Below are 22339 nucleotides of genomic sequence, written 5' to 3'. Positions count from 1 at the left end.
GACGTTGGCGAGACGCCGCTGATGACGGTTCTCGCCAGCCCGGCTCAATCGGCCGACAGCGGCTCGCCGGTCAGCGACCAGCTCTCGCCATCAAACGTCGCGATCCGCAAGGTCCTAAACGGCGTGTAGTCGCCGGGCCGGGTGCCGATCGAGACGCCCGGCAGCATCATCGGCAGCCGCTCGCCGTTCAGCGACGTCGCCTGCTTAATCAGGTTTTCGCGGGTCAGGTCGTCGCCGCATTTGCGCAAGGCCAGCTCCACGGCGTGCACGTTCATATAGGCAACCAGCACGGAATAGTCGTCCGGATTGGCCGACGCTGCGTACGCCTTCAGAAAGTCCTTGTAGGCCTTGACCTCTTCGTCATTGGCCCAGGCCGGGTCGCCCGGCTGCTTGAGGAATTGGGTGGTGACCAGCCCCTTCGATGCCTCGAGGCCCGCGGGCTTCAGGATGGTTTCGACCGATGCCGTGGAGCCGCCGATCACGTGCAGCGGCTTCCAGCCGAGCTCGTAGACCTTGCGGATCGATTGCGCGGCGGCCTTCGACGACGACTGCTCGATCAGCGTGTCGACGCCGGCGGCCTTCAGCTGGACGATCTGCGAGTCGATCGTCGGGTCGGCAAGTTCGTAGGAGGCCTGGGCGACGATCAGCTCGGCCTTCGGACCGAGACCTGCGCGCAGGCCCTTGAGATAGTCTTTGCCGTAGTCGTCATTCTGGTAGAGCACGCCGATTTTGGCGTCGGCCTTTGCCTTCAGGATGTACTTGGCGACGACGCGGCCTTCGGTTTCGAAGTCCGGATAGAGCGGGATTGTCCATGGGAACGTCTTGGGATCGTTGAAGCGGCGTCCTCCGGCGGTGATGAAGAGCTGTGGCACCTGCTTGCCGTTGAGATATTTCTGGATCGCGACGTTGGGCGCGGTGCCGATCGTACCGACCTCGGCCAGAATGCCGACGTCCTCGATCAGCTTGCGGGATTGCTCGACCGCTTTCGGTGCGCTGTAGGCATTGTCGAGCTGGGTGAAGTTGATCTTGCGGCCATTGATGCCGCCCTTCGCATTCAGCATCTCGAAATAGCCGACTACGGCGCGCCCGGCGCCGGCGCCGAAGGCGGAGGCGGGGCCGCTCAGCGGCGTCGATTGTCCGAGTTTGATCTCGGTATCGCTGGCGCCGGGTCCATAGGCTTTCTGCGCGTAGGCAGGCGCCGCCAGCAGGGCTGACAGCGCGACGGCCGCCAACGCCCGGTCGATGATGTGGTTCAAGGTCGTTCCTCCCTGTAATTCGTTTCTTGCTGCAATCGATCTGCGCTAGCGCAGCAACTCGCGGGCGATCACCACGCGCTGGATCTGGTTGGTGCCTTCGAAGATCTGGGTCAGCTTGGCGTCGCGCATCATGCGTTCGACCGGGTAGTCCATGGTGTAGCCGTAGCCGCCGAAGATCTGCACCGCGTCGGTCGTGACCTTCATGGCCATGTCGCTGCCGACGCATTTGGCCATGCTGGCCAGCACGTTGAGCCGCTTCCAGTCGCCGGCATCGCCGGCGCGGGCGCATTCATAGACCAGCGCACGGGCCGCCTCGATCTGCATCGCCATGTCGGCGAGCATGAACTGCACGCCCTGGAATTCGGCGATCGGTTGCTTGAACTGCCTGCGTTCCTTGGCGTAGGCGACGCAGGCATCGAGCGCGCCCTGAGCGAGGCCGACCGACTGGGCGCCGATGGTCGGGCGATTGAGGTCGAGCGCGCGCATCGACGCGCGAAAACCCTTGCCTTCCTCGCCGACGAGGTTTTCGGCCGGCACCCGCACATTATCGAAGAAGATCGGGGTATTGGGAGCGCCGCGAAAGCCCATCTTGCGCTCATGGCGGCCGAACGTAATGCCCGGCATCTTCTTCGGCTCGACGATGAAGGCGCTGATTCCGTCCGCGCCGGCGCCGTCACTGGTCCGCGCCATCACCACGATGTAGTCGGCAACGACGCCGTAGCTGCACCACTGCTTGCGGCCGTGCAGGACATAGCTGTCGCCGTCCTTGCGGGCGCGGGTGTTGAGCGCGGCGACGTCTGAGCCGGCCTGCGGCTCCGAGATCGCGATCGCCGTAACCACACCGCCTTGGGCGATGATCGGCAAATATTTCTGGCGCTGCTCCTCCGAGCCGAAATGCAGCAACGGCATGATAAACATGGTGTTGAGCGCCGCGATCGATGCGCAGGCAGGCGAGACCTTCGAGATTTCCTCGCGCGCGATGCAGGCCATGGTGAGGTTGCCGTTCGGGCCGCCGTAGCGCTCGGGCACCCAGAGCTGCATCAATCCCATCTCGCCGAACAGCTTGACCAGCTCGAGCGGGAAGCGGTCGGTCTCGTCGATTTCGGCGGCGATCGGCGCCACGTGCCTGGCGACCATCCTGCGGACGCTGTCGCTGAAGGCGACCTGCTCCTCGGAAAAACTCATACGGACTCCCCGTCTGTTTTCTTTGCCGGAAGCCAAAAAGGGGCTTCCATTGAATGGGTGATCCATTTAATAATTCACCGCATGAGCACCAAGTCAAGCCCTCGCGCGCCGCAGCGCCCCCGTACCGCCTCGCCGAACCGCAGGGAGCGGGCAACCGATCTCCGTGCGGCCGGCTCCGCGGCCCCGCCGACATTCAAGCCGATCCACACCAGGCGGACGTTCGAGGAGATCTGCGAGCGCATTCGCGAGCAGCTGGCGCTCGGCGTGCTGAAGCCCGGCGACAAGCTGCCGGCCGAGCGCGAACTGGCACAGCAGCTTGGGGTCAGCCGCAATGTGCTGCGGGAGGCGCTGCGCAGCCTGGAGATGGCCGGCGTGTTGCGGCTGCAGAAGGGCGTCAAGGGCGGCGCCTTTATCCAGCAGGGCGACACCCGCCGCATGAACGAGGTCATGCGCGACATGCTGAGCCTCGGGACGATTTCGGTGCGGGAATTGTCGGAGGCGCGGGTCCACGTCCTCGATCTCGTGGTGCAGCTGGCGTGCGCAAATGCCCGGCGGGCCGACCTCGATGCGCTGGAAGCCAATATCGTGCGGACCGAGCTTGCCACGAAAGAAGGCCGGCTGCTCGATCGGGTCGAATGCTCGCGCGAGTTCTACAAGCTGCTCGCGGCCTCGACCGGCAACAAGGTGATCGCGATGATCGTGGACTCGGTCACCGAGATCCACATGCGCTTCGTCTACGCCAAGGTCGCCTCCAGCGGGGTCGCGATGGCGCGGCTCGCGGAGAAGCGGCGCCAGTTCCTGGCGGCGCTGAGCGAGCGAGACGTGGCGCTGGCAAGCCGGCTGCTGCGGTCGCACCTGGAATCCGTGCAGCGCATGCTGGAGCAGGATCCGGGTGCGATGTCGCTTCACGTCGCATTGGCCGACGTGCAGCCCGGGCTGCGCCGGTAGCGCGCCGCGCCGGCGAATAGATCAACACTCACAGCAACAACAATGGAGGCAAACGTGTCCAATTACGCCAAGTATGAGTGCCTGACGGTCGAGGTCGCGGACAAGGTCGCGACCGTGACCTTGAATCGCCCGCAGGCGCGCAATGCCATCAACCAGAAGCTGATCCGCGAGCTGCGGACGATCTGGGACGACCTCGCCGACGACCATGCCGTCAATGCCGTGGTGCTGACCGGCGCCGGCGACTTTTTCAGCGTCGGCGGTGACGTGAAGGCGATGTCCGAGCGGCCGGGCGGCGACGTGCTCGAGGAGGGCGAGGTGCACGACCCCATGATCAGCCGGCGCGGCGTTACTCGGCAGCTCGAGCTCGACAAGCCGATCATCGCGGCGATCAACGGCGACGCCATCGGCCTGGCGGCGACCCATGCGCTGCTCTGCGACATCACCGTGATGGCGGAAGATGCGCGGATCGGCGACACCCACGTCTCGCGCGTCGGCCTGGTCGCGGGCGACGGCGGCACGGTGATCTGGCCGCTGCTGGTCGGCATCAACAAGGCCAAGGAGTTCCTGATCCGCGGCACGCTGCTGAAGGGCAAGGAGGCGGAGCGGATCGGGCTGGTCAACCATGTCGCGCCGCGCGCGGAGGTGCTGGCCAAGGCCCGCGAGATCGCGGTCGAGCTCGCCAACGGTCCGACCTGGGCCATTCGCTGGACCAAGCTGTCGATCAACCAGATCGTTAAGGAGCGCGTGAACATGTTGCTGGAGGCCTCGATGGCGCTGGAGCAGGTGACGTTCGAGACCGCAGACCACAAGGAAGCGACGATGTCGTTCAAGGAGAAGCGCAAGCCGAGGTTCGGCCAGGCATAGCTCGGGGGCTGGGCAATGTCGGCGACCGAAGCATCGAATGACGATGTCGCGGGGATGCTGCGCGACTCCTTGCGCGGCTTCCTGGACGAGCATTGGCGTCCGCGCGGCGCAACGGCGTCGTCCTCGCCGGACGAGGTGTCGGCGATCTGGCGCAAGTTGGTCGGGCAGGGCGTCGCCGCGCTCGGAGCGGAAGGCGGCGAAGGCGGGCTCGCCGAGATTCTCGTCGTCATGGCGGAGCTCGGCCGCGCCGGGTGTCCGGCGCCGATGTGGTCTGCGGCGCTCGCCAATCTGGCGATCGCCGGATCGCAGGACGACGTCGTGGTGGATCTGCTGGAGCGGCTGCATTCTGGAAAGGCGATCGTCGCCTTCTCGTTCGGGGCGCTGGATCGCGATCCGGGGGCGGGCTCGATCGAGGTCACGGACCTCAAGGCAACGGGCGTGCTCCGCTTCGTCGAGGCTGCGGGAGCCGCCACGCATCTTCTGGTCGCGCTCGATCAGGCTCATCTTGCGTTGATCGATCTTGCCGGACCTGGTGTCGAATGCGTCGCGACCCGCGCGATGGGGGCATGGGGGCTCTCCGAGGTCAGGCTGAACGCAGCGCCGCTCATGCGCATCCCCGTCGGGACGGTCGATCTGGACGGTCTCCGCATCAAGGGCAAGGCGGCGTTGACCGCGCGCGCTTACGGCGCGGCGCGGCGGGCGTTTGAGCTGGCGGTGGACTACGCCAAGGAGCGGCACCAGTTCGGACAACCGATCGGCAAGTTCCAGGCCATTCAGCACAAGCTGGCCAACTGCCTGATCGCGCTCGAAGGCGTCAGGCTGATCCTCGAGCATGCCGCCGGACTGCATGATGGCGGCGACGACGACTGGCGCTACTTCGCCGATTGCGCATCGGCGTTTTCCGGCAATGCGCTGCGGCAGGTCTCGCTGGAGACCCAGCATACATTCGGTGCGATCGGCTATGCCGAGGAGCACGAGGCGCCGATCCATTTCAAGCGCGTACACCTCGATACGATCGCGCTCGGCGGCGCCTCGGATGCGAAGTGCAGACTTGCCGCGCGACTGCTGGATGCGGGTGGCGCCGGGTTGCCGCAATACGACCTCGGGCCCGCCGGAAATGCGTTTCGCGAGCAGGTCCGGCGCTGGCTCGAACAAAACTGGACCGGAGACACAAAGCAGGCGTTCGACCAGAGGCCGTTTGCCAAGCGCGAGTTCGATGCGAGCTTCGCCCGAAATATCGGCGAGGCCGGATGGATTGGCCTCGGATGGCCGGAGCAGTTCGGCGGCCAGGCGCGCTCTCCACTGGAGCAGATCGCTTTCATGGAGACGATGGAGCGCGGCGAGGCACCACGGATCGGGGCGGCGATCCAGGCCAACGCGTTGATAATGTTCGGCACGGCAGAGCAGCAGCAAAAATATCTTCCGGAAATCCTGCGCGGCGAAGCCATGCACGGCATGGGCTACAGCGAACCGCAGGCGGGCTCGGACCTCGCGGCGCTGCGCACCACTGCGATCAGGGATGGCGATCACTGGGTGATCAACGGCCAGAAGATCTGGACCACCACCTGGTGGGGCAAATACATGTTCCTCGCCGCGCGAACCGACAAGGACGCGAGGCCACCGCATGCCGGCATCAGCATGTTCATCGTGCCGATGGATGCGCCGGGTATCACCATCCGTCCATCCGTCACCATGTATGATGGCACGTTTGCCAACATCTTCTACGACAACGTCCGCATTCCCGCCGAGAATTTGGTTGGCGAGGTCAATGGCGGCTGGAAGGTGCTGACCGGCGCGCTCGCCTTCGAGCGAGGGCTGGTCGGCGGCGGGATCGTCCTGAAGGTCGCGCACGCCTTCGAGCAGCTGCGTTTGCATGTGATGGCGAGACAAGGTGAGCGGTCTCTCGCCGATGACCCTATCGTCCGCGACAGGATGGCGACCCTGGCATCCGAGATCGAGATCGGTCGTCTATTAATGATGCATTGTGCCGAGCTTGCCGCCGACGGCATGACGCCGCCGGAATATGGCGCGATCAGCAAGGTGTTTTCCGGAGAGCTGATGGAGCGTTTCGGCGAGGCGGCGCTCGACATTCTCGGCATGCGCGCCGCGCTGTCCGAACAGATGCCGGGCGCGATCGACAATGGCCGCTTCGAGCAGAACCTGCGGCATTCGCTGATGTGGGTCATCAGCATCGGGACCAATGAGATTCAGCGCAGCCTGATCGCGCAACGCGCGCTCGGGCTGCCGAGATAGGAGAGATCTGATGCAAAAAGATGGCGACAGGGCGCCGCTCGCCGGGGTGCGCGTGCTGGATTTTTCCATCATGGTGGCGGGGCCGTATTGCGCGCGGCTGCTCGCTGACGTCGGCGCCGAGGTGATCAAGATCGAGCCGCCGGAAGGCGACGACATGCGGCTGCGGACGCCGCTGCGCGAAGGCCACAGCACCTATTTCGGCCAGCTCAATGCCGGCAAGCGCAGCCTGGCGCTGGACCTGAAGAACGCCGAGGCCATCAAGCTCGTGCATCGCATGGTCGCGGAGGCGGACATTCTCGTCGAGAATTTCCGTCCTAGAGTAATGGACCGGCTCGGCCTTGGCTACGACGCGCTTCGCGAGATCAACCCGCGCCTGATCTATTGCTCGATCTCGGGCTATGGCCAGTCCGGCCCCGCCGCCGAGCGTGCGGCCTACGCCATGATCGTGCACGCCGAAAGCGGATTCGATACCTCGCTGATGCGCTATGCCGGCGACCGGGAGCGTCCCGCAGCCGGCGCGATCTTTGTCGCCGACATCCTCGGCGGCATCTTCGGCTATTCCGCGATCCAGACCGCGATGGTCCAGCGCGAACGCACCGGGAAGGGGCAGCGCGTCGATGTGGCGTTGATGGATTGCATGCTCAACCTGCTGGTCTACGAGCTCCAGGAAGCGCAATTCCCGATCCGCTCGCCGCGTCCGACCTATGGGCCGGTGCGCACGCGCGATGGCGATATCCTGATCGCCCCGGTGACGCCGCGCAACTTTGCGGCGCTATGTGAGGTGACGGGGCAGGACGAACTGGCAAACGATCCGCGCTTTGCGACCATTCCGGCGCGCGGTGCCAACTGGACCGCTATGATGCAGGTGATCGAAAAATGGACCGAGCGTCACACCGTCGCTGAATGCATTGCGGCGCTGGATCGCGCCGGTGTGCCCTGCGCCGAGTACCGGACGCCGGGCGCGGCGCTGACCGATGCCCATCTGCGTCAACGTGGCGTGTTTGGGACGGTCTCGGATGGTGCCGGCGAATTCGTCGGCGTCAATGCGCCATGGCAGATGTCCGGGGCCGACATCTCGATCGGAAGTCACGTTCCCGGGATCGGCGCGCAGCGCGACGATGTGCTGTCGCGGATCCTCGGATTGTCGCCGGACGCAATCGCGGCGCTCGCCGCTGCGGGCACGTTTGGCAGGGCGCAGGCCTAGAGAGCCGGACGCCGGCGGTCTCAGGTATCGGACGGAGCGTCCGGCGGCGGTGCCTTCGCGATCGCGAGCAGGCATTTGAGGAAATGCGCGCGGTCTTCCTTGCGCAGGGGAGCCAGCATGATGTTTTGCAGCTCGGCGGCCGCCGGGATGACGGCGAGAAGCGCTTCCTCTCCCTTGGCGGTGATCTGCACCTGGAGCGAGCGGCGGTCGTCCGGATTGTTCTTCTTCGAGACCAGCCGGCGCGCCACCATCCGCTTCAGCATCTCGCTGAGCGTGTTGCGGTCGCAGCTGATCCGTTCCGCCAGTACCGAGGGGGTGAGAGGACCCAATTGGTACAGCGCCATCAGCACGCCGAACTGCCGCGGCGTGATGTCGCTCTGACGCGTCATGCTTTGATAGAGCCCGTCGTAGCGGGCCTCCAGCAGCCGCAGCAGAAATCCGACGCCGCCTTCGAGTTGCCAGTCGCGCGCGACGTCTGCGGCCGAGCTGGTCTTCTTTGCCTTGTTGGCTGCCATGCCGTCGTTGGACCCCGATTCACGAATTCGCGCTAGCCCGTAGCAGCTTGGCCTGACGTGCTCAACCCTGCGGTGAACCGCGGCCAAGCTGTTCCGGCACGATGCAATCCTCTTGGGCTCTTGTCAGGCATTTGGCAATATAGTACGTATACGTATCACATGCGACGCGAAGACGTCGTTCAGGGAGGTTGCTTTTGGACCTGCGCGAGCTGCTGTCGATTCCCTATCTGCTTGAGGCTGAGGCGGTCGAAACCGAGCCGGGACATTGGCGGGTTCGTCTCGCCTATCCGGAGCTGCCGGGATGCACGGCGGAGTCCGCCGTCGTCGAGGACGCACTGCGGGAGCTCGAGCGGCGCCGCATCGAATTGATCGTCGGCCTGGTGGAGGACGGCAAGCAACCTCCCATTCCACGCGAGCCGCTCGCCGCATCCGATCCGCTTTGGACCGCACAGGATCTCGGGCTTTCCGACCGCGTCGCCGCGCTGTTGGGCAACGCGACCGGTCCGACCACCGGCAATTGAAGGAGGCAAACCCATGCTCTCGCGCGAAGATAATGAACGGCTGGTGAGGGTCGGCAAAGGCGCGCCGCTCGGCGATCTGTTTCGTCTGTACTGGATTCCGTTCCTGCCGTCGGCGGATCTCGCCAAGGACGGGCAACCAAAGCGCATCCGTTTGCTTGGCGAAGATCTGGTCGCCTTCCGCGACACCGAGGGACGCGTCGGGCTGGTCGACCAGGCCTGTCCGCATCGCGGCGCGCCGCTGATCTTTGCGCGAAACGAGGATTGCGGGCTGCGCTGCGTCTATCACGGCTGGAAATTCGACGTCACCGGCGCGGTGACGGACATGCCGGCCGAGCCGGTGCGCAGCCGCCTCAAGGAGCGGGTGCGGATCAAGGCCTATCCCTGCAAGGAGCGCAACGGGATGATCTGGACCTATATGGGTCCCGACCAGGCCGAACTTCCGCCGCTGCCGAACCTCGAATGGAATCTGGTGCCGGCCGAGCAGGTGCACATCTCGGTTCGCGTCCAGGAGTGCAACTGGCTGCAGGCGGTCGAGGGCGAGATCGACTCGGCGCACGCCCCGCTGCTGCACGGCCGGCTGGACGCCCAGGGCACGACGAGCGCCTGGATCCAGAAGCGCGACCTGCGGCCGACCTTCGAATGCATCAAGCAGGACTTCGGCATGAGCATCGCCGCGCGGCGCAATTACGATGCCAACACGCTGTACTGGCGCGTCAACCAGTTCCTGCTGCCGTTCTATACGCTGGTGCCGCCGCTGTCGCCGTTCCCGGATCTGAGCGGGCACGCCTGGGTGCCGATCGATGACGAGAACACGCTCTGCATCATGTTCTCCTATCATCCGTCGGAGCCGCTGCTGGAGAAAACGCGGCAGGTCTTCGCCGAAGGACACAAGGGCCGCGAGAGCGGCCATGCCAGCCGCCACGCGCTGGTCCAGCATCCGGTGACGGTCCCGTATGCGGGCTACTGGACCAAATACAATCCGCAGAACGGTTTTCAATTCGACTACGAGGCGCAGCGCACCACCTGGTTCTCGGGCCTGCCGGGGCTCTGGGTGCAGGACGGCGCCTGCCAGAGCGGGGTCTCGCCGATCTTCGATCGCACCAGGGAGACGCTCTGCTCGAGCGATACCGGCATCGCGATGACGCGGCGTTTCATTCTGGAAGCGCTCGGCGCCTATCGCGATCACGCGATCAAGCCCAAGGGTGTCCTGGACCCCGACGTGTTCATGGTGCGGGCGGTGTCGCTGCGGCTGCCGCCGGAGGATTCCTGGGTCGATGTCGGCGCGCCGTTCATGCGGGCGAAGCTCGGCGCCGATTTCGGGTACGAGCTGTGAGCGCATCCCGCCATGGTTGACGTGATGCAGGACGTGCTGGTCAAGCGCATCGGCTACGAGGCCGAGCGGATCAATTCCTATGAGCTGATCGCGCGGACGGGCAGCGAGCTTGCTCCGTTCACGGCCGGCAGCCATATCGATCTGCATCTGCCGAACGGCATGATCCGCAGCTACTCGCTGGTGAACGACCAACGCGAGCGGCAGCGGTATGTGATCGCGGTCAACAAGGATGGCGAGAGTCGCGGTGGCTCCAGCTTCATCCACGACTCCGTGAAGGTCGGGGACATCATGACGATCTCCGGGCCGCGCAACAACTTCGCGCTGCACGAAGAGGCGGATCACTCGGTCCTGGTCGCCGGCGGCATCGGCATCACGCCATTGCTGTCGATGATCCGGCGGCTGGAGGCGCTCGGACGCCGCTGGGAGCTGTTCTACGCAGCGAGGACGCGCACCGCCGCCGCATTCCTCGACGAGCTCGACGCACCTGATCTTCGCTCCAAGATGCATCTCGATTTCGACGACGAGCGATCGGGGCGTCTGTTCGACCTGCCGGCAATTGTCGGAAACGCGCCGGTGCGGGCGCATCTCTATTGCTGCGGTCCGGTGCCGATGCTCGCGGCATTCGAGGCGGCGACGGCCGATCGGCCGGCCGATCGCGTGCACGTCGAATACTTCCAGGCGCGGGAAGCACCCGCTACCGAGGGCGGCTTCGACGTCAAGCTCGCGCGAAGCAACCGCACGATTGCGGTCGAGCCCGGTAAGACGATCCTCGATGCGTTGCTGGATGCCGGCATCACCGCGAACTACGCCTGCACCGAGGGGGTCTGCGGCACCTGCGAGACGCGCGTGCTTGAGGGCACGCCGGATCATCGCGACCAGTTTCTGAGCAAGGAAGAGCAGGCGGCGAACAAGAGCGTCATGATCTGCTGCTCGGGCGCCAAGTCCGGCATGCTCGTGCTCGATCTCTGAAAACAACTACACAAAATGGGTGGAAACAAGTGAACTATCTCTCTCGCATTCTCGCGCTGTCGCTGCTGGCCGTTTGCGCTACCTCGCCGGCGTCGGCGGACGCCGCGCGCTCCCTGAAGATCGGCGTGCTCAACGACGCGTCCGGCCCATATTCGGACAATGCCGGCGAGGGGTCGGTGACGGCGGCCAGGATGGCGGCCGAGGACTTCATGCGGCTGCATCCCGACTTCAAGGTCGAGATCGTCTCGGCCGACCATCAGAACAAGGCTGACGTCGGAGCCGCGATCGCGCGCCGCTGGATCGATCAGGAGAAGGTCGATGCGGTCGCCGACGTGCCGAACTCGGCTGTCGGGCTTGCCGTCAACGAGGTCGTGCGCGGCAGCAAGGCGGCGCTGATCGCATCGAGCGCGGCGTCCTCGGACCTGACCGGAAAATACTGCTCGCCCAACACGATCCAGTGGACCTTCGATACCTGGGCGGCCTCGCACACCATCGGTGCCTATCTCGTGCGTCACGGCGGCAAGAAATGGTACTTCATCGCGACCGACAATGCGCTCGGCAAGTCGATGGTGCGCGACGGGACGGCCGTGATCGGCGCCGGCGGCGGCACCGTGCTCGGGTCGGTCAATGTGCCGATCAACAATGCGGACTATGCGTCGTTCATCCTGCAGGCCGAGAGCTCCGGCGCCGATGTGATCGCGTTCGCGACCGCCGGCGGCGACACGGTCAGCCTGATCAAGCAATCCGCCGAGTTCGGGCTGAAGCAGAGCGGACGCACCTTCGCGGCGCTGTTGACCACCACCAACGATGTCGAGTCCAGCGGCCTTGCGGTCGGCGAGGGGCTGATCATCACCCAGCCGTTCTATTGGGACCTGAATGATGCCAGCCGTGCCTGGTCGGCCAAGTTCAGCGCGCGTCAGCACGGGCAATCGCCGACCGCCTTCCACGCCGGCGTCTACTCCTCCGTGTTGGCCTATTTGAACGCAGCACTGGCGGCGGGAACCAATGACGCGCCGGCCGTGATCCAGAAGTTGAAGGAGAAGCCGATCGACGACGCCTTGTTCGGGCCGGTCGTGGTGCGCGCGGACGGCCGCGCCATTCACAACATGTACATCTTCAAAGTGAAGCGCCCGAATGCCTCGAAGAGCAAGTGGGACCTGCTGGAGCAGGTCGGCGTGCTCACAGGGCCGGAGGCGTTTCGGCCGCTCGACCAGGGCGGATGCTCGCTCGTCGAGCCGCCGAAGAGCAATTGACGACGACCGCCGCGCCCCTCGGACCAACCCTTCTCAAACTGACGGACCTCCCGATGCTGGATCAGCTTGAAGCCGACTTCCCCGAGCACACGCCGCGCCCCGTCGATGCGCCAAGGGCGCTCGAGGGGGTCCGGGTGATCGATTTCTCGCATTTCATCGCGGGACCGTTTGCGACCATGATCCTCGCCGACATGGGCGCCGAGGTGATCAAGATCGAAGCGCCGGGCCGCGGTGACGATTTGCGCCGATATCCCCCGGTGCATCCCGATCTCAGGCACGGTGCGCCGTTCCTCTGGACCAACCGCAACAAGCGCAGCGTCGCCCTCGATCTCAAGTCCCCAGAGGGCCTGAAGGTCGCGCGCGAGCTGATCGCGACGGCGGACGTCCTGGTCGAGAATTTTTCGGCTGATGTGATGACACGGCTGGGGCTCGACTACGAGAGCTGCCGCAAGATCAAGCCCGAGATCATCTATTGCTCGGTGTCGGCGTATGGCCGAGAGGGGGCGTTTGCGGACCGGCTCGGTTTCGATCCGATCGCGCAGGTCGAGAGCGGCTTCGTGTCGATGAACGGCTATGCCGACCGCGAGGGCGTGCGGGCATTGTCGCCGGTGATGGATATCAGCACCGCGATGATGGCGAGCAATGCAATCCTCGGCGCATTGTTCGCGCGGGAACGCAGCGGGCAGGGCCAGGCCATCGAAGTGTCGTTGTTCGAGAATGCCGTCCTGATGACCGGCTACGCGACCATGCAGTCGCTGTTCAGCGGCGCCGATCCGAAGCGAAGCGGCAATACCAGTCCGGATACGTGTCCGTCGGGTGTGTTTCAGGCCAGCGATTGCGCCTTCTATATCAACTGCGGCAACGACAAGATTTTCCAACGCCTGATGGCGCAGGTTCTCGAGCGCGAAGATCTCGCCGCGGCCGAGATCTATGCAACCGGCCCCGATCGGATCCGCCGGCGCGAGGAGTTGTTTGCGATTCTTGGCGACGTCTTTGCCCGGCAGCCCTGGTCGCACTGGCAGTCGCGGATGCGGGCGGCCGGGGTGCCCTGCGGTCAGGTGCGCACCGTCGGCGAGGCGATCCGTTCCCCGGAGGCAAGGGAGCGCGGGATCGTCACCCGGATCCCGCACGAGACGCTGGGTTGGCTGCCGAACGTGAACCTGCCGATCCGCTATTCCCGAACACCGATCGTCGATCCTGTTGCGGCGCCAGCCGTTGGGCAGCACACCGAGAATGTCCTGCGTGAGTTGCTCGACTACGACGAGGTGGAGATTGCGCGCCTCGCTGCAGGCGGGGCTTTCGGCAGCCAGCCCGCGCGACAGGATGCCAAGTCGTGACGGCGCGCGCGCGAGACGAGCGGACGCTGCGGGGCCGTGTGGCTGTCATCGGGATCGGTGAAACGGATTATTATCGCCACGGCGCTTCTCCCGACCCGGAATTCAAGCTCGCGCTGAAAGCCATTCTGGCGGCGAGCGAAGATGCCGGGCTCGATCCGCGCGAGATCGACGGCTTCTCGTCCTACAGCGACGATCGCAGCGAGGCCTCGCGGCTGGCCGCGGCGCTGGGTACGTATCGACTGCGTTCAGCAACCATGCAATGGGGCGGAGGCGGCGGCGGCTGCTGTGCCGCGGTTGCCAACGCGGCGGCCTCGATCGTCGCGGGCCTCGCCGATTGTGTCGTGGTGTTCCGCTCATTGGCGCAGGGCCAGTATGGCCGCTTCGGGCAGGCGGGCGGGATGCACACGGTTTCGGGCGAGTGGTCCTACCTGATGCCTTATGGTGTGCTGGCGCCGCCGCAGCGTTTTGCCATGCGGGTGCAGCGCTACATGCACGAGCATGGCGTGCGGCAAGAGGCGCTCCGCGCGATTGCGCTCGCCTCCTATCACCACGCCCAGGCCAACCCGCGTGCCGTGATGCACGGCAGGCCGCTGGATATCGAGAAATACGATGCCTCGCGCTGGATCGTGGAGCCCTTCCATCTCTACGATTGCTGCATGGAAAATGACGGCGCGGCGGCATTGTTGCTGGTATCGGCAGAGCGCGCCGCAGAATTCCGCCACAAGCCGGCCTATCTGCTCGGTGCGGCCTTCGGATCCGGACATCGCGCGGCGGCGATGGCGCACAACGCGCCGCTCTACGCCACGGCGAGCTTCGACACCGTCGCGCCTGACCTTTACCGCATGGCCGGAGTAGGGGCGTCCGATGTCGGCGTGGTCCAGGCGTATGAGAATTTCACCGGCGGTGTCGTGATGGCGCTGGCGGAGCACGGCTTCTTCAAGCCGGAGGAGGCCAACGACTTCCTGACATTCGAGAACCTGATCGCGCCGTCCGGGCGGCTGCCGCTCAACACCAGCGGCGGCAACCTCGCCGAATGCTACATGCACGGTTTTGAGCTCGTGCTGGAAGCGGTTCGCCAGGTGCGCGGCACCTCGACGAGCCAGGCTCAACGCAGCGACGTCGCAATGGTCATCGGAGGTCCGATGGTCTCTCCCGCGAGCAACCTCATCTTGGGTTCGGAGGCCACCTTATGAGCAAGCCGAGCGCGCGCTATCTCCCGGCAGGCCTGCCGATCCCGGTTGCAGAACCTCACGGCCTCTCCGCGCCTTACTGGGAAGGATTGCGTCAGGGCAAGCTGCTGGTGCAACGCTGCGGCCGCTGCGACACGTGGCAGTTCGGGCCCGAATGGCTCTGCCACCGCTGCCACGCCTTCGACCCGGTCTGGACCGAGGTCGCGCCGCGCGGCCGGATCTTCAGCTGGGAGCGGGTGTGGCATCCGTCGCATGCGGCGCTGAAAGGGCATGGACCGTACATCGCGGTGCTTGTCGAACTGCCGCATGCCGGCGGCATTCGCATGGTCGGCAATCTGCTCGGCGATCCCGAGCAGGCGGTTGCAATCGGCACAGATGTCGAAGGGGTCTTCGAGCATCATCCGGAGTCAAATCCGCCTTACTCCCTGCTGCAATGGCGCCGGCCGTAGGTTTCCCCGGAGTTACTATCGATCCCTGCGCTCGATACGGGCAATCGATCGCGCGTCTACCGGAGATAGACGGTCCGTGGATCGCTGCACCTGTGATCCGTCGCGGGTGACATCCGGTTTGCCTGGTTTCGCGTCAGCTCGCTGACAGGATGAGCTTCGTGGGTCCTTGTCTCGCGGCAGATGACATGCAATCTTCCGCCCCCGGCAATGCTGTTCGAGAGCAACAAGAACAATAATCCCTCTCGTCCCTCCAATTCTGTCGAGGGCCTGACCATGTCGAATCCTACCCAAGCGACCTCCGCTCCATGGCGGATAGGCGTGCTGTTCTCGCGAACCGGCTTCATGTCGGTGATCGAGGAGACCCAGTATCAGGGCACGCAGCTTGCGATCGAGGAGGTGAATGAGGCGGGCGGGGTCTGCGGCCGCGAACTGGTTCCCGTCGCCTACGACCCTGGCTCGGATTCGGCCGCCTATGGCCACTACGCCAAACGGTTGATGGTGGAGGATCAGGTCAGCACTATATTCGGCTGCTATACCTCGTCGAGCCGCAAGGCGGTGCTGCCGGTGGTCGAACGGCTAAACGGCCTGCTGTGGTACCCGACGCTCTATGAGGGTTTCGAGGCGTCGCCGAACGTCATCTACACCGGCGCCTCGCCGAATCAGAACAGCCTCGCGCTGTGCCGCTATCTGATGGATACGTTCGGAACACGATTCTATTTCGTGGGATCGGACTACATCTATCCGCGCGAGTCGAACCGGGTGATGCGGGAACTGCTGAAGAGCAATGGCGGCTCGGTCGTGGGCGAGCGCTACGTCAATGTCTACGCGCGCTGGCAGGACTTTGTCCCGATCATCCAGGACATCAAGCGGGTCAGGCCCGACGTGATCTTCTCGACCGTCGTGGGGGAAGGCACGGTCTTCCTGTATCAGGCCTACGCCAATGTCGGGCTCGATCCAAAGCAGACGCCGATCGCCAGCCTGACCACGACGGAAGCCGAAATCGCCGCCATGGGCTTCGACGTCGGCGAAGGACACGTCACCGCGGCATCCTACTTCCAGGGCGTCGAGGGCAGCGCCAACAGCGCGTTTGTGCAGCGCTTCAAGAAGCGGTTCGGCGCCGACATCTCGACCAACATGTGCGCAGAGGCGTCCTATTTCCAGCTGCATCTGTTTGCAAAGGCGCTCGAGCAGGTCAATTCGCTCGACACCGAAGTGCTCCGCTCGATGGTGTTCGGCACCAGCTTTGATGCACCGCAAGGTGCCGTCACCGTCAACCCGATGTCGGGCCACACCGATCTGTGGACGCGCATCGGACGCGCCAACCGCCAGGGGCAGTTCGATGTGGTCAGCCAGTCGAAGGAGCCGGTGCATGCGGATCCGTTCCTGATCGGGTATGGTCGTGCAACGCAAACAGGAAGCGTCCAATGAACGAGCAGTCGCGTAAGCCGCAGCTGAGCCGAGACGTCGGCGGACGCAAGACCATGGTTCAGGAACTTGCCGATCTGTCGGCTGTCGTGGTCGCGCCGGTCGACGATCAGGTCGGCATGTTGCTCCGCGAATTGCAGCGATTCAGGATGCGGGTGCGCCAGGTCTGGCCGATGCCGGAGAGCGTGCCGGCCGATGCAGACGTGGTGTACTGCGAATACTCGCCGGATCTGGCGCGGCGCCTGCCGTGGATTCCAGGCGATGCGCGTTCCGCGCTGGTCGTGATCCTGCCGGCGACGGAAACCGTTCACGCCGATGCGCTGTGTCACGCCACGCCCAACGCCGTTCTGCCGCGGCCGTTCACGCAGAATGCAGTGTTGTCCAGCCTCGTGCTGGCGCGCAGCCAGTTCAGCTACGAACGGCGGCTGCGCAGCAAGATCGAGAAGCTCGACGACAATCTGCGCTCGATGCGCACGGTGGAACGCGCCAAGGCCATCCTGATGGCGACGCGGCAGATGCCGGAAACCGAAGCCTATGGCTTCATCAGACGACAGGCGATGGATCGTCGCGTGTCGGCAAGCGCGGTCGCCGCGGCGATTGTTGACTCGTTCGAACTGCTTGGCTACGATCATCAATAGTAAGCCCCAATAGCGGGGCCGGCGGCGACAGCGCCGCCTTCGACACAACCGGCAACAAAGCCCTCCCAATGCTCGCGTAAGCGCGCATCGGGAGGGCTTTTTGTTTTTTCAGTCCTGAAGGGAGCTTAAGGATGAGCATTTCACGGCGGACTTTGCTGAGGAATACCGCGGCGCTTGGTGCATTTGCCGGCGCCGGACTGCCGCATATCTGGATCAAGAACGCCGACCTCGCGTACGCCGCGGGCGGCGAGATCAAGGTCGGCGTGCTGTTCTCGCTGACGGGAACGACCGCGATCATCGAGGAATCGCTCAACAAGGCGACGCTGCTTGCGATCGAGGAGATCAACGCCGCCGGCGGCATCAAGGGCAGCAAGATCGTGCCGATCGTCGAGGATCCCGCGTCGGATCCGGCGACATTCTCGGAGAAGGCCCGCAAGCTCGTCGTCGGCGACAAATGCGTCAGCGTGTTCGGTTCCTACACGTCGGCGAGCCGCAAGGCGGTGCTCCCGGTCTTCGAGCGGCAGAACAACCTCTATTGGTATCCGACGCTCTATGAGGGCCGCGAGTGCTCGAAGAACGTCATCTACACCGGCGCGGTGCCGAACCAGCAGCAGGACGAGTTCGTGCCCTGGCTGGTCAAGAAGTTCGGCAAGAAGTTCTATCTGATCGGCTCCAACTACATCTATCCGAAGGAAGAGAACAACTATTGCAAGAAGCTGCTCGAGAAGCTCGGCGGCGAGGTCGTGGCGGAAGAATATGTGCCGCTTGGCCATTCCGAATTCTCTTCCGTCATCAACAAGATCCGCTCGACGCAGCCGAACGTGATCTTCTCCACCGTGGTCGGCGATTCCGTGGTCGCACTGCATCGTCAGTACAAGGCGGCCGGCCTCGATCCCGAGAAGATGCCGATGGCGAGCCTGACGACCTCCGAAAACGAGGTCGCGGCGATGGGCGGAGAAGCTGCCGCCGGTCACTTCACCTCGGCGCCGTACTTCATGGTGCACAAGTCGCCTGAGAACGAAAAATTCGTCGAGGCCTACAAGAAGCGCTGGGGCGCCGACAAGGTGACGCATTTCGTCTCCGAGGCCTGCTACTTCCAGACCTATCTGTTCAAGCAGGCGGTCGAGAAGCTCGCGACCAGCGACCTCACGCCGCCGAACATCCGCGACGCGGTCAAGGGCCAGGAAGTGATCGCGCCGCAGGGCAAGGTCCGGATCGAGCCGGAGAACCTGCACACCTGGCTGTGGCCCAAGATCGCGCAGGCGAAATCGAACGGCCAGTTCGAGATTCTCGTCGAGGCCAAGGATTGGCTGAAGCCGGTGCCCTACGCGGCCTATCCCGGGCAGTCCTGCACCGAAAAGGGCCTGGTCGAGAAGAGCTGACGGGGGCTGACGACGGCCGTCGGCGTGCGGCGCCGGCGGTCGGCTTCCGGCAACGAAAGCGGCCTCTCGCACACATGCGAGGGCCGCGCAGGTCGCCCAAACCAACATCGAAAGCGGATCCCGACGTGGACCAACTCATCGAACAAATTGTCACAGGCCTCAGCATCGGGTCGATTCTGCTGCTGGTCGCGCTGGGCCTGTCGATCATCTACGGCTCGATGGGCATCATCAATCTCGCCCACGGCGAGTTCGTGATGCTCGGCGCTTACGCCGCCTGGGTGTTCCACACCTATCTCGGGCTCGGCCTGCTCGCGAGCCTCGTTCCGATCTTCCTGGTGGTTGCTGCGTTCGGCTGGGTCATCGAACGCTACGTCCTGAGCCTGCTCAACAACCGGCCGCTCGACACGATCCTCGCCACCTGGGGTGTCGGCATCATGCTGCAACAGGCCGTGCGGCTGATGGTCGGCAGCGAACTCCGCTATGTGCAGCTGCCGCCGGCGCTGGCCGACAGCATGGACGTGTTCGGCATCCCGATATCGTCGTATCGGGTGTTCCTGTTCGTCGTGTCGATCGCGCTGTTCGGGGCGACCTGGTTGCTCATGAACCGCACCCCGGTCGGGATGAAGCTGCGGGCCATCATCCAGGACCGCTCGGTCGCCGCCTCGTTCGGCATCAACGCCAAGCGGGTCTATGCGCTGACCTTCGCCTACGGCGCGGGGCTTGCCGGACTTGCCGGCGCGCTGGTGTCGCCGCTCAAGAGCGTGTCGCCCGATATGGGCACCGGCTACGTGGTCGACGCCTTCATGGTGGTGGTGCTCGGCGGCGTGCAGAGCCTCGCAGGCACCGTGGCGAGTGCCTTCATCCTCGGCGAGCTCTCCGGCGGCATCGCCTTCCTGCAGAACGACACGGTGGCCAAGGCGATCGTGCTGCTCGCCATCGTCGTGCTCATCCGTTTCCGCCCCGAGGGGCTTTTCACCGCACGCGTGCGGGCCTGAGACAGATCGCTCATCTATGCCGTCGAATATTTCCAACTCCAGCGGATTGCAGCGCCTGATCGCGCAACTTGCCCCGTTGCTCATCGTTTCGGCGCTGGTGTTCGCGCTCCCGGTGCTGCTCAACAATGATTTCCTGCTCAACAAGGTCGCGCGTTATCTCGTGCTGGGCATCCTCACGATATCGCTTGGGCTGTCCTGGGGCTTCGGCGGCATCCTGAATCTCGGCCAGGCGATGAGCTTCGGGCTCGGCTCCTACGCCATGGCGATGGCGTTGAAGCTCAAGACCGTGCCGGTGCATACGGGGGCCAGCGGGCTGCCGGACTTCATGGTCTGGAACAACGTCCAGCATTTGCCATGGTTCTGGGAGCCGTTCCGGTCGCTCGGCTTCGCCATCGCCGCGGGCCTGCTCGTGCCGGCGCTGGTTGCGGCGGCGCTCGGCTGGTTCATGTTCCGGGGACGGGTCACCGGCGTCTACGTTTCGATCATCACGCTTGCCACCATGGTGGTGATCAATCTCGTGATCATCGACCAGCAGAGCTTCACCGGCGGCTTCAACGGCATCACCGATCTCGCCCAGCTCGAGCTGTTCGGCGTCGCGTTCGATGCCTATGGCCGCGCGACCTACTACCTCGTCGCCGGATGCGTGCTGCTCAGCCTGCTGGTTGCCTTTGCCTTCACCAAGTCCAGGGCCGGCCTGATCGTGCAGGCGATCCGCGACCACGAGAGCCGGGTCCGCTACTTTGGCTACGACGTCGCGCTCTACCAGATCTTCGTGTTCGCGCTGTCGGCTGCGATCGCAGGCCTTGCCGGCATGCTCTACACGGTCGTGATGGAGTTTGCCTCGCCGACCTTCCTCGGCGTGCAGCTCTCGCTCTCGGTGGTGGTGTGGTGCGCCGTCGGCGGCAGGCAAAGCCTGGTCGGCGCGTTCCTCGGCGCAGTGCTGGTCGCAGGCATGCAGGGCGCGCTGTCGGAATCCGCGGCGTTCCTGGAAACCTGGACGCTGGTGATGGGCGCGCTGTTCGTGCTCGTGGTGCTGTTCCTGCCCAAGGGGCTCGCCGGCCTCGCGCAGGCCATTTGGCGCTGGGTTGCCCAGCGCAGACAGGCCGCCAGCGGCGCCGTCGCACGCGGCGTCAGCCAGACGGAGGGCAGCACATGAGCTCGCATCTCGATCTCCGCGACGTCTCGGTCAGCTTCAACGGCTTCAAGGCGCTCAATTCGCTCAACATGAGCGTCGGCAAGGGCGAGCTGCGCTGCCTGATCGGGCCGAACGGCGCCGGCAAGACCACGGCGCTGGACATCATCTGCGGCAAGGTGAAGCCCAGCGCCGGCACCGTCAGCTTTGACGGCACCGCGCTGCAGGATCTCGAGGAATACGAGATCGCCCGCGCCGGTGTCGGTCGCAAGTTCCAGGTGCCGAGCGTCTTCCGCGAGCTCTCGGTCAGCGACAATCTCGAAGTCGCGCGGGCGCGCCGCACCTCCGTGTTCGGCAATCTGCGCTGGAATATCGGCAATGCCGGCCGCGACGACATCGAACGTCTTGCCGAACTGGTCGGGCTCACCGAACAGCTCGACCGGCCGGCCGCCTATCTGTCGCACGGCCAGACCCAGTGGCTGGAGATCGGCATGCTGGTCGCCCAGGACGCCGAGCTGATCCTGATGGACGAGCCGACCGCGGGCATGACGGCGCAGGAAACCCGCAAGACCGCCGAACTGTTCGCCCGGCTGAAGGGCAAGCACACGCTGATTGTGGTCGAGCACGACATGGGCTTCGTCAAGGCGATCGGCGACATCATCTCGGTGATGCATATGGGCCAGATGCTGGCCGAGGGCACCGCAGCGGAGGTGGAGGCGCATCCCGAAGTTCGGCGCGCCTATCTCGGATCGGGAGGCATCAGCCATGCTTGAGCTGACCGACGTCGACGCCTTCTATGGCAACAGCCGCGCCCTGCAGGGTATCAACCTGATGGTGGGCAACGGTGAATTCCTGTCGGTGCTCGGCCGCAACGGCGTCGGCAAGACCACGCTGATGCGCAGCATCCTCGGCCTGATGGACCGGTGCACCGGGCGCCTGACGCTCGACGGCGCCGACATCTCGCCGTTGCGGACCCATCAGCGCGCCAAGGCGGGCATCGCCTATGTGCCGCAGGGCCGCGGCATCCTGCCGCGCTTCACCGTGCGGGAGAACCTGACGCTCGGAACCTTCGCGGCGAAATCGGCCAACGGCATCGAGGAATGGGTGCTCGAGCTGTTTCCGGTGCTCAAGGATTTTCTCTATCGCTACGGCGGCAATCTGTCCGGCGGTCAGCAGCAGCAACTTGCGATCGCACGCGCGCTGCTTGCCCAGCCCAAGGTCATCCTGCTGGACGAGCCGACCGAGGGCATTCAGCCGAACATCGTCGAGCAGATCGAGGACGTGATCGTCAAGCTCAATCGCGAGCGCGGCATCACGGTGGTGCTGGTCGAACAGAATGTCGCGTTCGCGCGGCGCGCGTCCCACCGCTTCGCGTTGCTCGAAAAGGGACGCGTCGTCGCCAAGGGCGCGATCGGTGAGCTCACCGATGATCTCATCCAGCTCCACATGGCCGTGTAGCGGGAATTATCGTTCAGAAAGGGAGTCGAGAC

21 protein-coding genes are annotated in these 22339 nt (G+C 64.8%); 18 read left to right on the top strand and 3 right to left on the bottom strand.

Annotated features, from left to right (window positions below):
• Nucleotides 1-44: 44 nt before the first annotated feature.
• Together ACVW1C_RS05495 and ACVW1C_RS05490 are read right to left on the bottom strand one after the other, a co-directional pair.
• Nucleotides 45-1247, bottom strand: a complete 1203-nt coding sequence (locus ACVW1C_RS05495) for an ABC transporter substrate-binding protein (RefSeq protein ID WP_456762999.1) — start codon at nt 1245-1247, stop codon at nt 45-47.
• 54 nt (nt 1248-1301) lie between these two features.
• The gene (locus ACVW1C_RS05490; protein WP_456757531.1) at nt 1302-2441 is read right to left on the bottom strand and encodes an acyl-CoA dehydrogenase family protein; all 1140 of its coding nucleotides are present in this window, start codon (nt 2439-2441) and stop codon (nt 1302-1304) included.
• Nucleotides 2442-2522: 81 nt separating this feature from the next.
• On the opposite strand from ACVW1C_RS05490, the gene ACVW1C_RS05485 reads away from it, so the two are divergent.
• Genes ACVW1C_RS05485 through ACVW1C_RS05470 form a run of 4 tightly spaced genes read left to right on the top strand, consistent with a single transcriptional unit; the run spans nt 2523 to nt 7710 of the window.
• On the top strand, nt 2523-3389 hold the full coding sequence (locus tag ACVW1C_RS05485; protein WP_456757530.1) for a FadR/GntR family transcriptional regulator: 867 nt from the start codon (nt 2523-2525) through the stop codon (nt 3387-3389).
• A gap of 54 nt (nt 3390-3443) precedes the next feature.
• Nucleotides 3444-4253 (top strand): enoyl-CoA hydratase/isomerase family protein, encoded by an 810-nt coding sequence (locus ACVW1C_RS05480; RefSeq protein WP_224924346.1) that lies wholly within the window; start codon nt 3444-3446, stop codon nt 4251-4253.
• Nucleotides 4254-4268: 15 nt separating this feature from the next.
• The gene (locus ACVW1C_RS05475) at nt 4269-6506 is read left to right on the top strand and encodes an acyl-CoA dehydrogenase family protein (RefSeq protein WP_456757529.1); all 2238 of its coding nucleotides are present in this window, start codon (nt 4269-4271) and stop codon (nt 6504-6506) included.
• 10 nt (nt 6507-6516) lie between these two features.
• Nucleotides 6517-7710, top strand: a complete 1194-nt coding sequence (locus ACVW1C_RS05470) for a CaiB/BaiF CoA transferase family protein (RefSeq protein ID WP_456757528.1) — start codon at nt 6517-6519, stop codon at nt 7708-7710.
• 20 nt (nt 7711-7730) lie between these two features.
• Here the strand turns inward: ACVW1C_RS05470 and ACVW1C_RS05465 are convergent, their stop codons facing one another.
• A complete protein-coding gene (locus ACVW1C_RS05465) occupies nt 7731-8225 on the bottom strand; it encodes a MarR family winged helix-turn-helix transcriptional regulator (protein WP_456757527.1) in 495 nt (164 codons plus the stop codon).
• A 194-nt stretch (nt 8226-8419) separates the two neighbouring features.
• Here ACVW1C_RS05465 and ACVW1C_RS05460 point away from each other — a divergent pair, with 194 nt between their 5' ends.
• The 14 genes from ACVW1C_RS05460 (at nt 8420) to urtE (ending at nt 22307) form a co-directional block, all read left to right on the top strand.
• Nucleotides 8420-8746, top strand: a complete 327-nt coding sequence (locus ACVW1C_RS05460) for a hypothetical protein (protein WP_456757526.1) — start codon at nt 8420-8422, stop codon at nt 8744-8746.
• 13 nt (nt 8747-8759) lie between these two features.
• Nucleotides 8760-10079, top strand: a complete 1320-nt coding sequence (locus ACVW1C_RS05455) for a Rieske 2Fe-2S domain-containing protein (protein WP_456757525.1) — start codon at nt 8760-8762, stop codon at nt 10077-10079.
• A 12-nt stretch (nt 10080-10091) separates the two neighbouring features.
• Nucleotides 10092-11048, top strand: coding sequence for a PDR/VanB family oxidoreductase (locus ACVW1C_RS05450; protein ID WP_456757524.1), 957 nt, complete (start codon nt 10092-10094; stop codon nt 11046-11048).
• A gap of 29 nt (nt 11049-11077) precedes the next feature.
• Nucleotides 11078-12301, top strand: a complete 1224-nt coding sequence (locus ACVW1C_RS05445) for an ABC transporter substrate-binding protein (protein ID WP_456757523.1) — start codon at nt 11078-11080, stop codon at nt 12299-12301.
• Nucleotides 12302-12354: 53 nt separating this feature from the next.
• Nucleotides 12355-13638: a CaiB/BaiF CoA transferase family protein gene (locus tag ACVW1C_RS05440; protein WP_456757522.1), complete on the top strand. Its 1284-nt coding sequence runs from the start codon at nt 12355-12357 to the stop codon at nt 13636-13638.
• The gene (locus tag ACVW1C_RS05435; protein WP_456757521.1) at nt 13635-14831 is read left to right on the top strand and encodes a thiolase C-terminal domain-containing protein; all 1197 of its coding nucleotides are present in this window, start codon (nt 13635-13637) and stop codon (nt 14829-14831) included. Before ACVW1C_RS05440 ends, ACVW1C_RS05435 begins: the two co-directional genes overlap by 4 nt.
• Entirely contained in the window at nt 14828-15277 is a 450-nt protein-coding gene (locus ACVW1C_RS05430; protein ID WP_456757520.1) for a Zn-ribbon domain-containing OB-fold protein, read from the top strand. The genes ACVW1C_RS05435 and ACVW1C_RS05430 overlap by 4 nt, the downstream gene beginning before the upstream one ends.
• 273 nt (nt 15278-15550) lie before the next feature.
• Nucleotides 15551-16705: a transporter substrate-binding domain-containing protein gene (locus ACVW1C_RS05425; RefSeq protein ID WP_456757519.1), complete on the top strand. Its 1155-nt coding sequence runs from the start codon at nt 15551-15553 to the stop codon at nt 16703-16705.
• Nucleotides 16702-17340, top strand: a complete 639-nt coding sequence (locus tag ACVW1C_RS05420; RefSeq protein WP_456757518.1) for an ANTAR domain-containing response regulator — start codon at nt 16702-16704, stop codon at nt 17338-17340. Before ACVW1C_RS05425 ends, ACVW1C_RS05420 begins: the two co-directional genes overlap by 4 nt.
• Nucleotides 17341-17471: 131 nt before the next feature.
• Nucleotides 17472-18722: a transporter substrate-binding domain-containing protein gene (locus ACVW1C_RS05415; RefSeq protein WP_173641995.1), complete on the top strand. Its 1251-nt coding sequence runs from the start codon at nt 17472-17474 to the stop codon at nt 18720-18722.
• A gap of 125 nt (nt 18723-18847) precedes the next feature.
• Nucleotides 18848-19717 carry an urea ABC transporter permease subunit UrtB gene (gene urtB, locus ACVW1C_RS05410; RefSeq protein ID WP_456757517.1) on the top strand — a complete coding sequence of 290 codons (870 nt, stop codon included), beginning with the start codon at nt 18848-18850 and terminating at the stop codon, nt 19715-19717.
• Between the two features lie 16 nt (nt 19718-19733).
• Complete coding sequence (gene urtC, locus ACVW1C_RS05405) at nt 19734-20873, top strand: urea ABC transporter permease subunit UrtC (RefSeq protein ID WP_456757516.1); 1140 nt, start codon at nt 19734-19736, stop codon at nt 20871-20873.
• Nucleotides 20870-21622: an urea ABC transporter ATP-binding protein UrtD gene (urtD, locus tag ACVW1C_RS05400; RefSeq protein WP_456757515.1), complete on the top strand. Its 753-nt coding sequence runs from the start codon at nt 20870-20872 to the stop codon at nt 21620-21622. The genes urtC and urtD overlap by 4 nt, the downstream gene beginning before the upstream one ends.
• Nucleotides 21615-22307 (top strand): urea ABC transporter ATP-binding subunit UrtE, encoded by a 693-nt coding sequence (urtE, locus tag ACVW1C_RS05395; protein ID WP_456757514.1) that lies wholly within the window; start codon nt 21615-21617, stop codon nt 22305-22307. Before urtD ends, urtE begins: the two co-directional genes overlap by 8 nt.
• Nucleotides 22308-22339: the final 32 nt, after the last annotated feature.

Source organism: Bradyrhizobium sp. USDA 4011 (genome assembly GCF_054063415.1).
The sequence above is the reverse complement of the archived record's forward strand: the minus strand, read 5'-3'. Positions and strand labels throughout refer to the sequence as shown.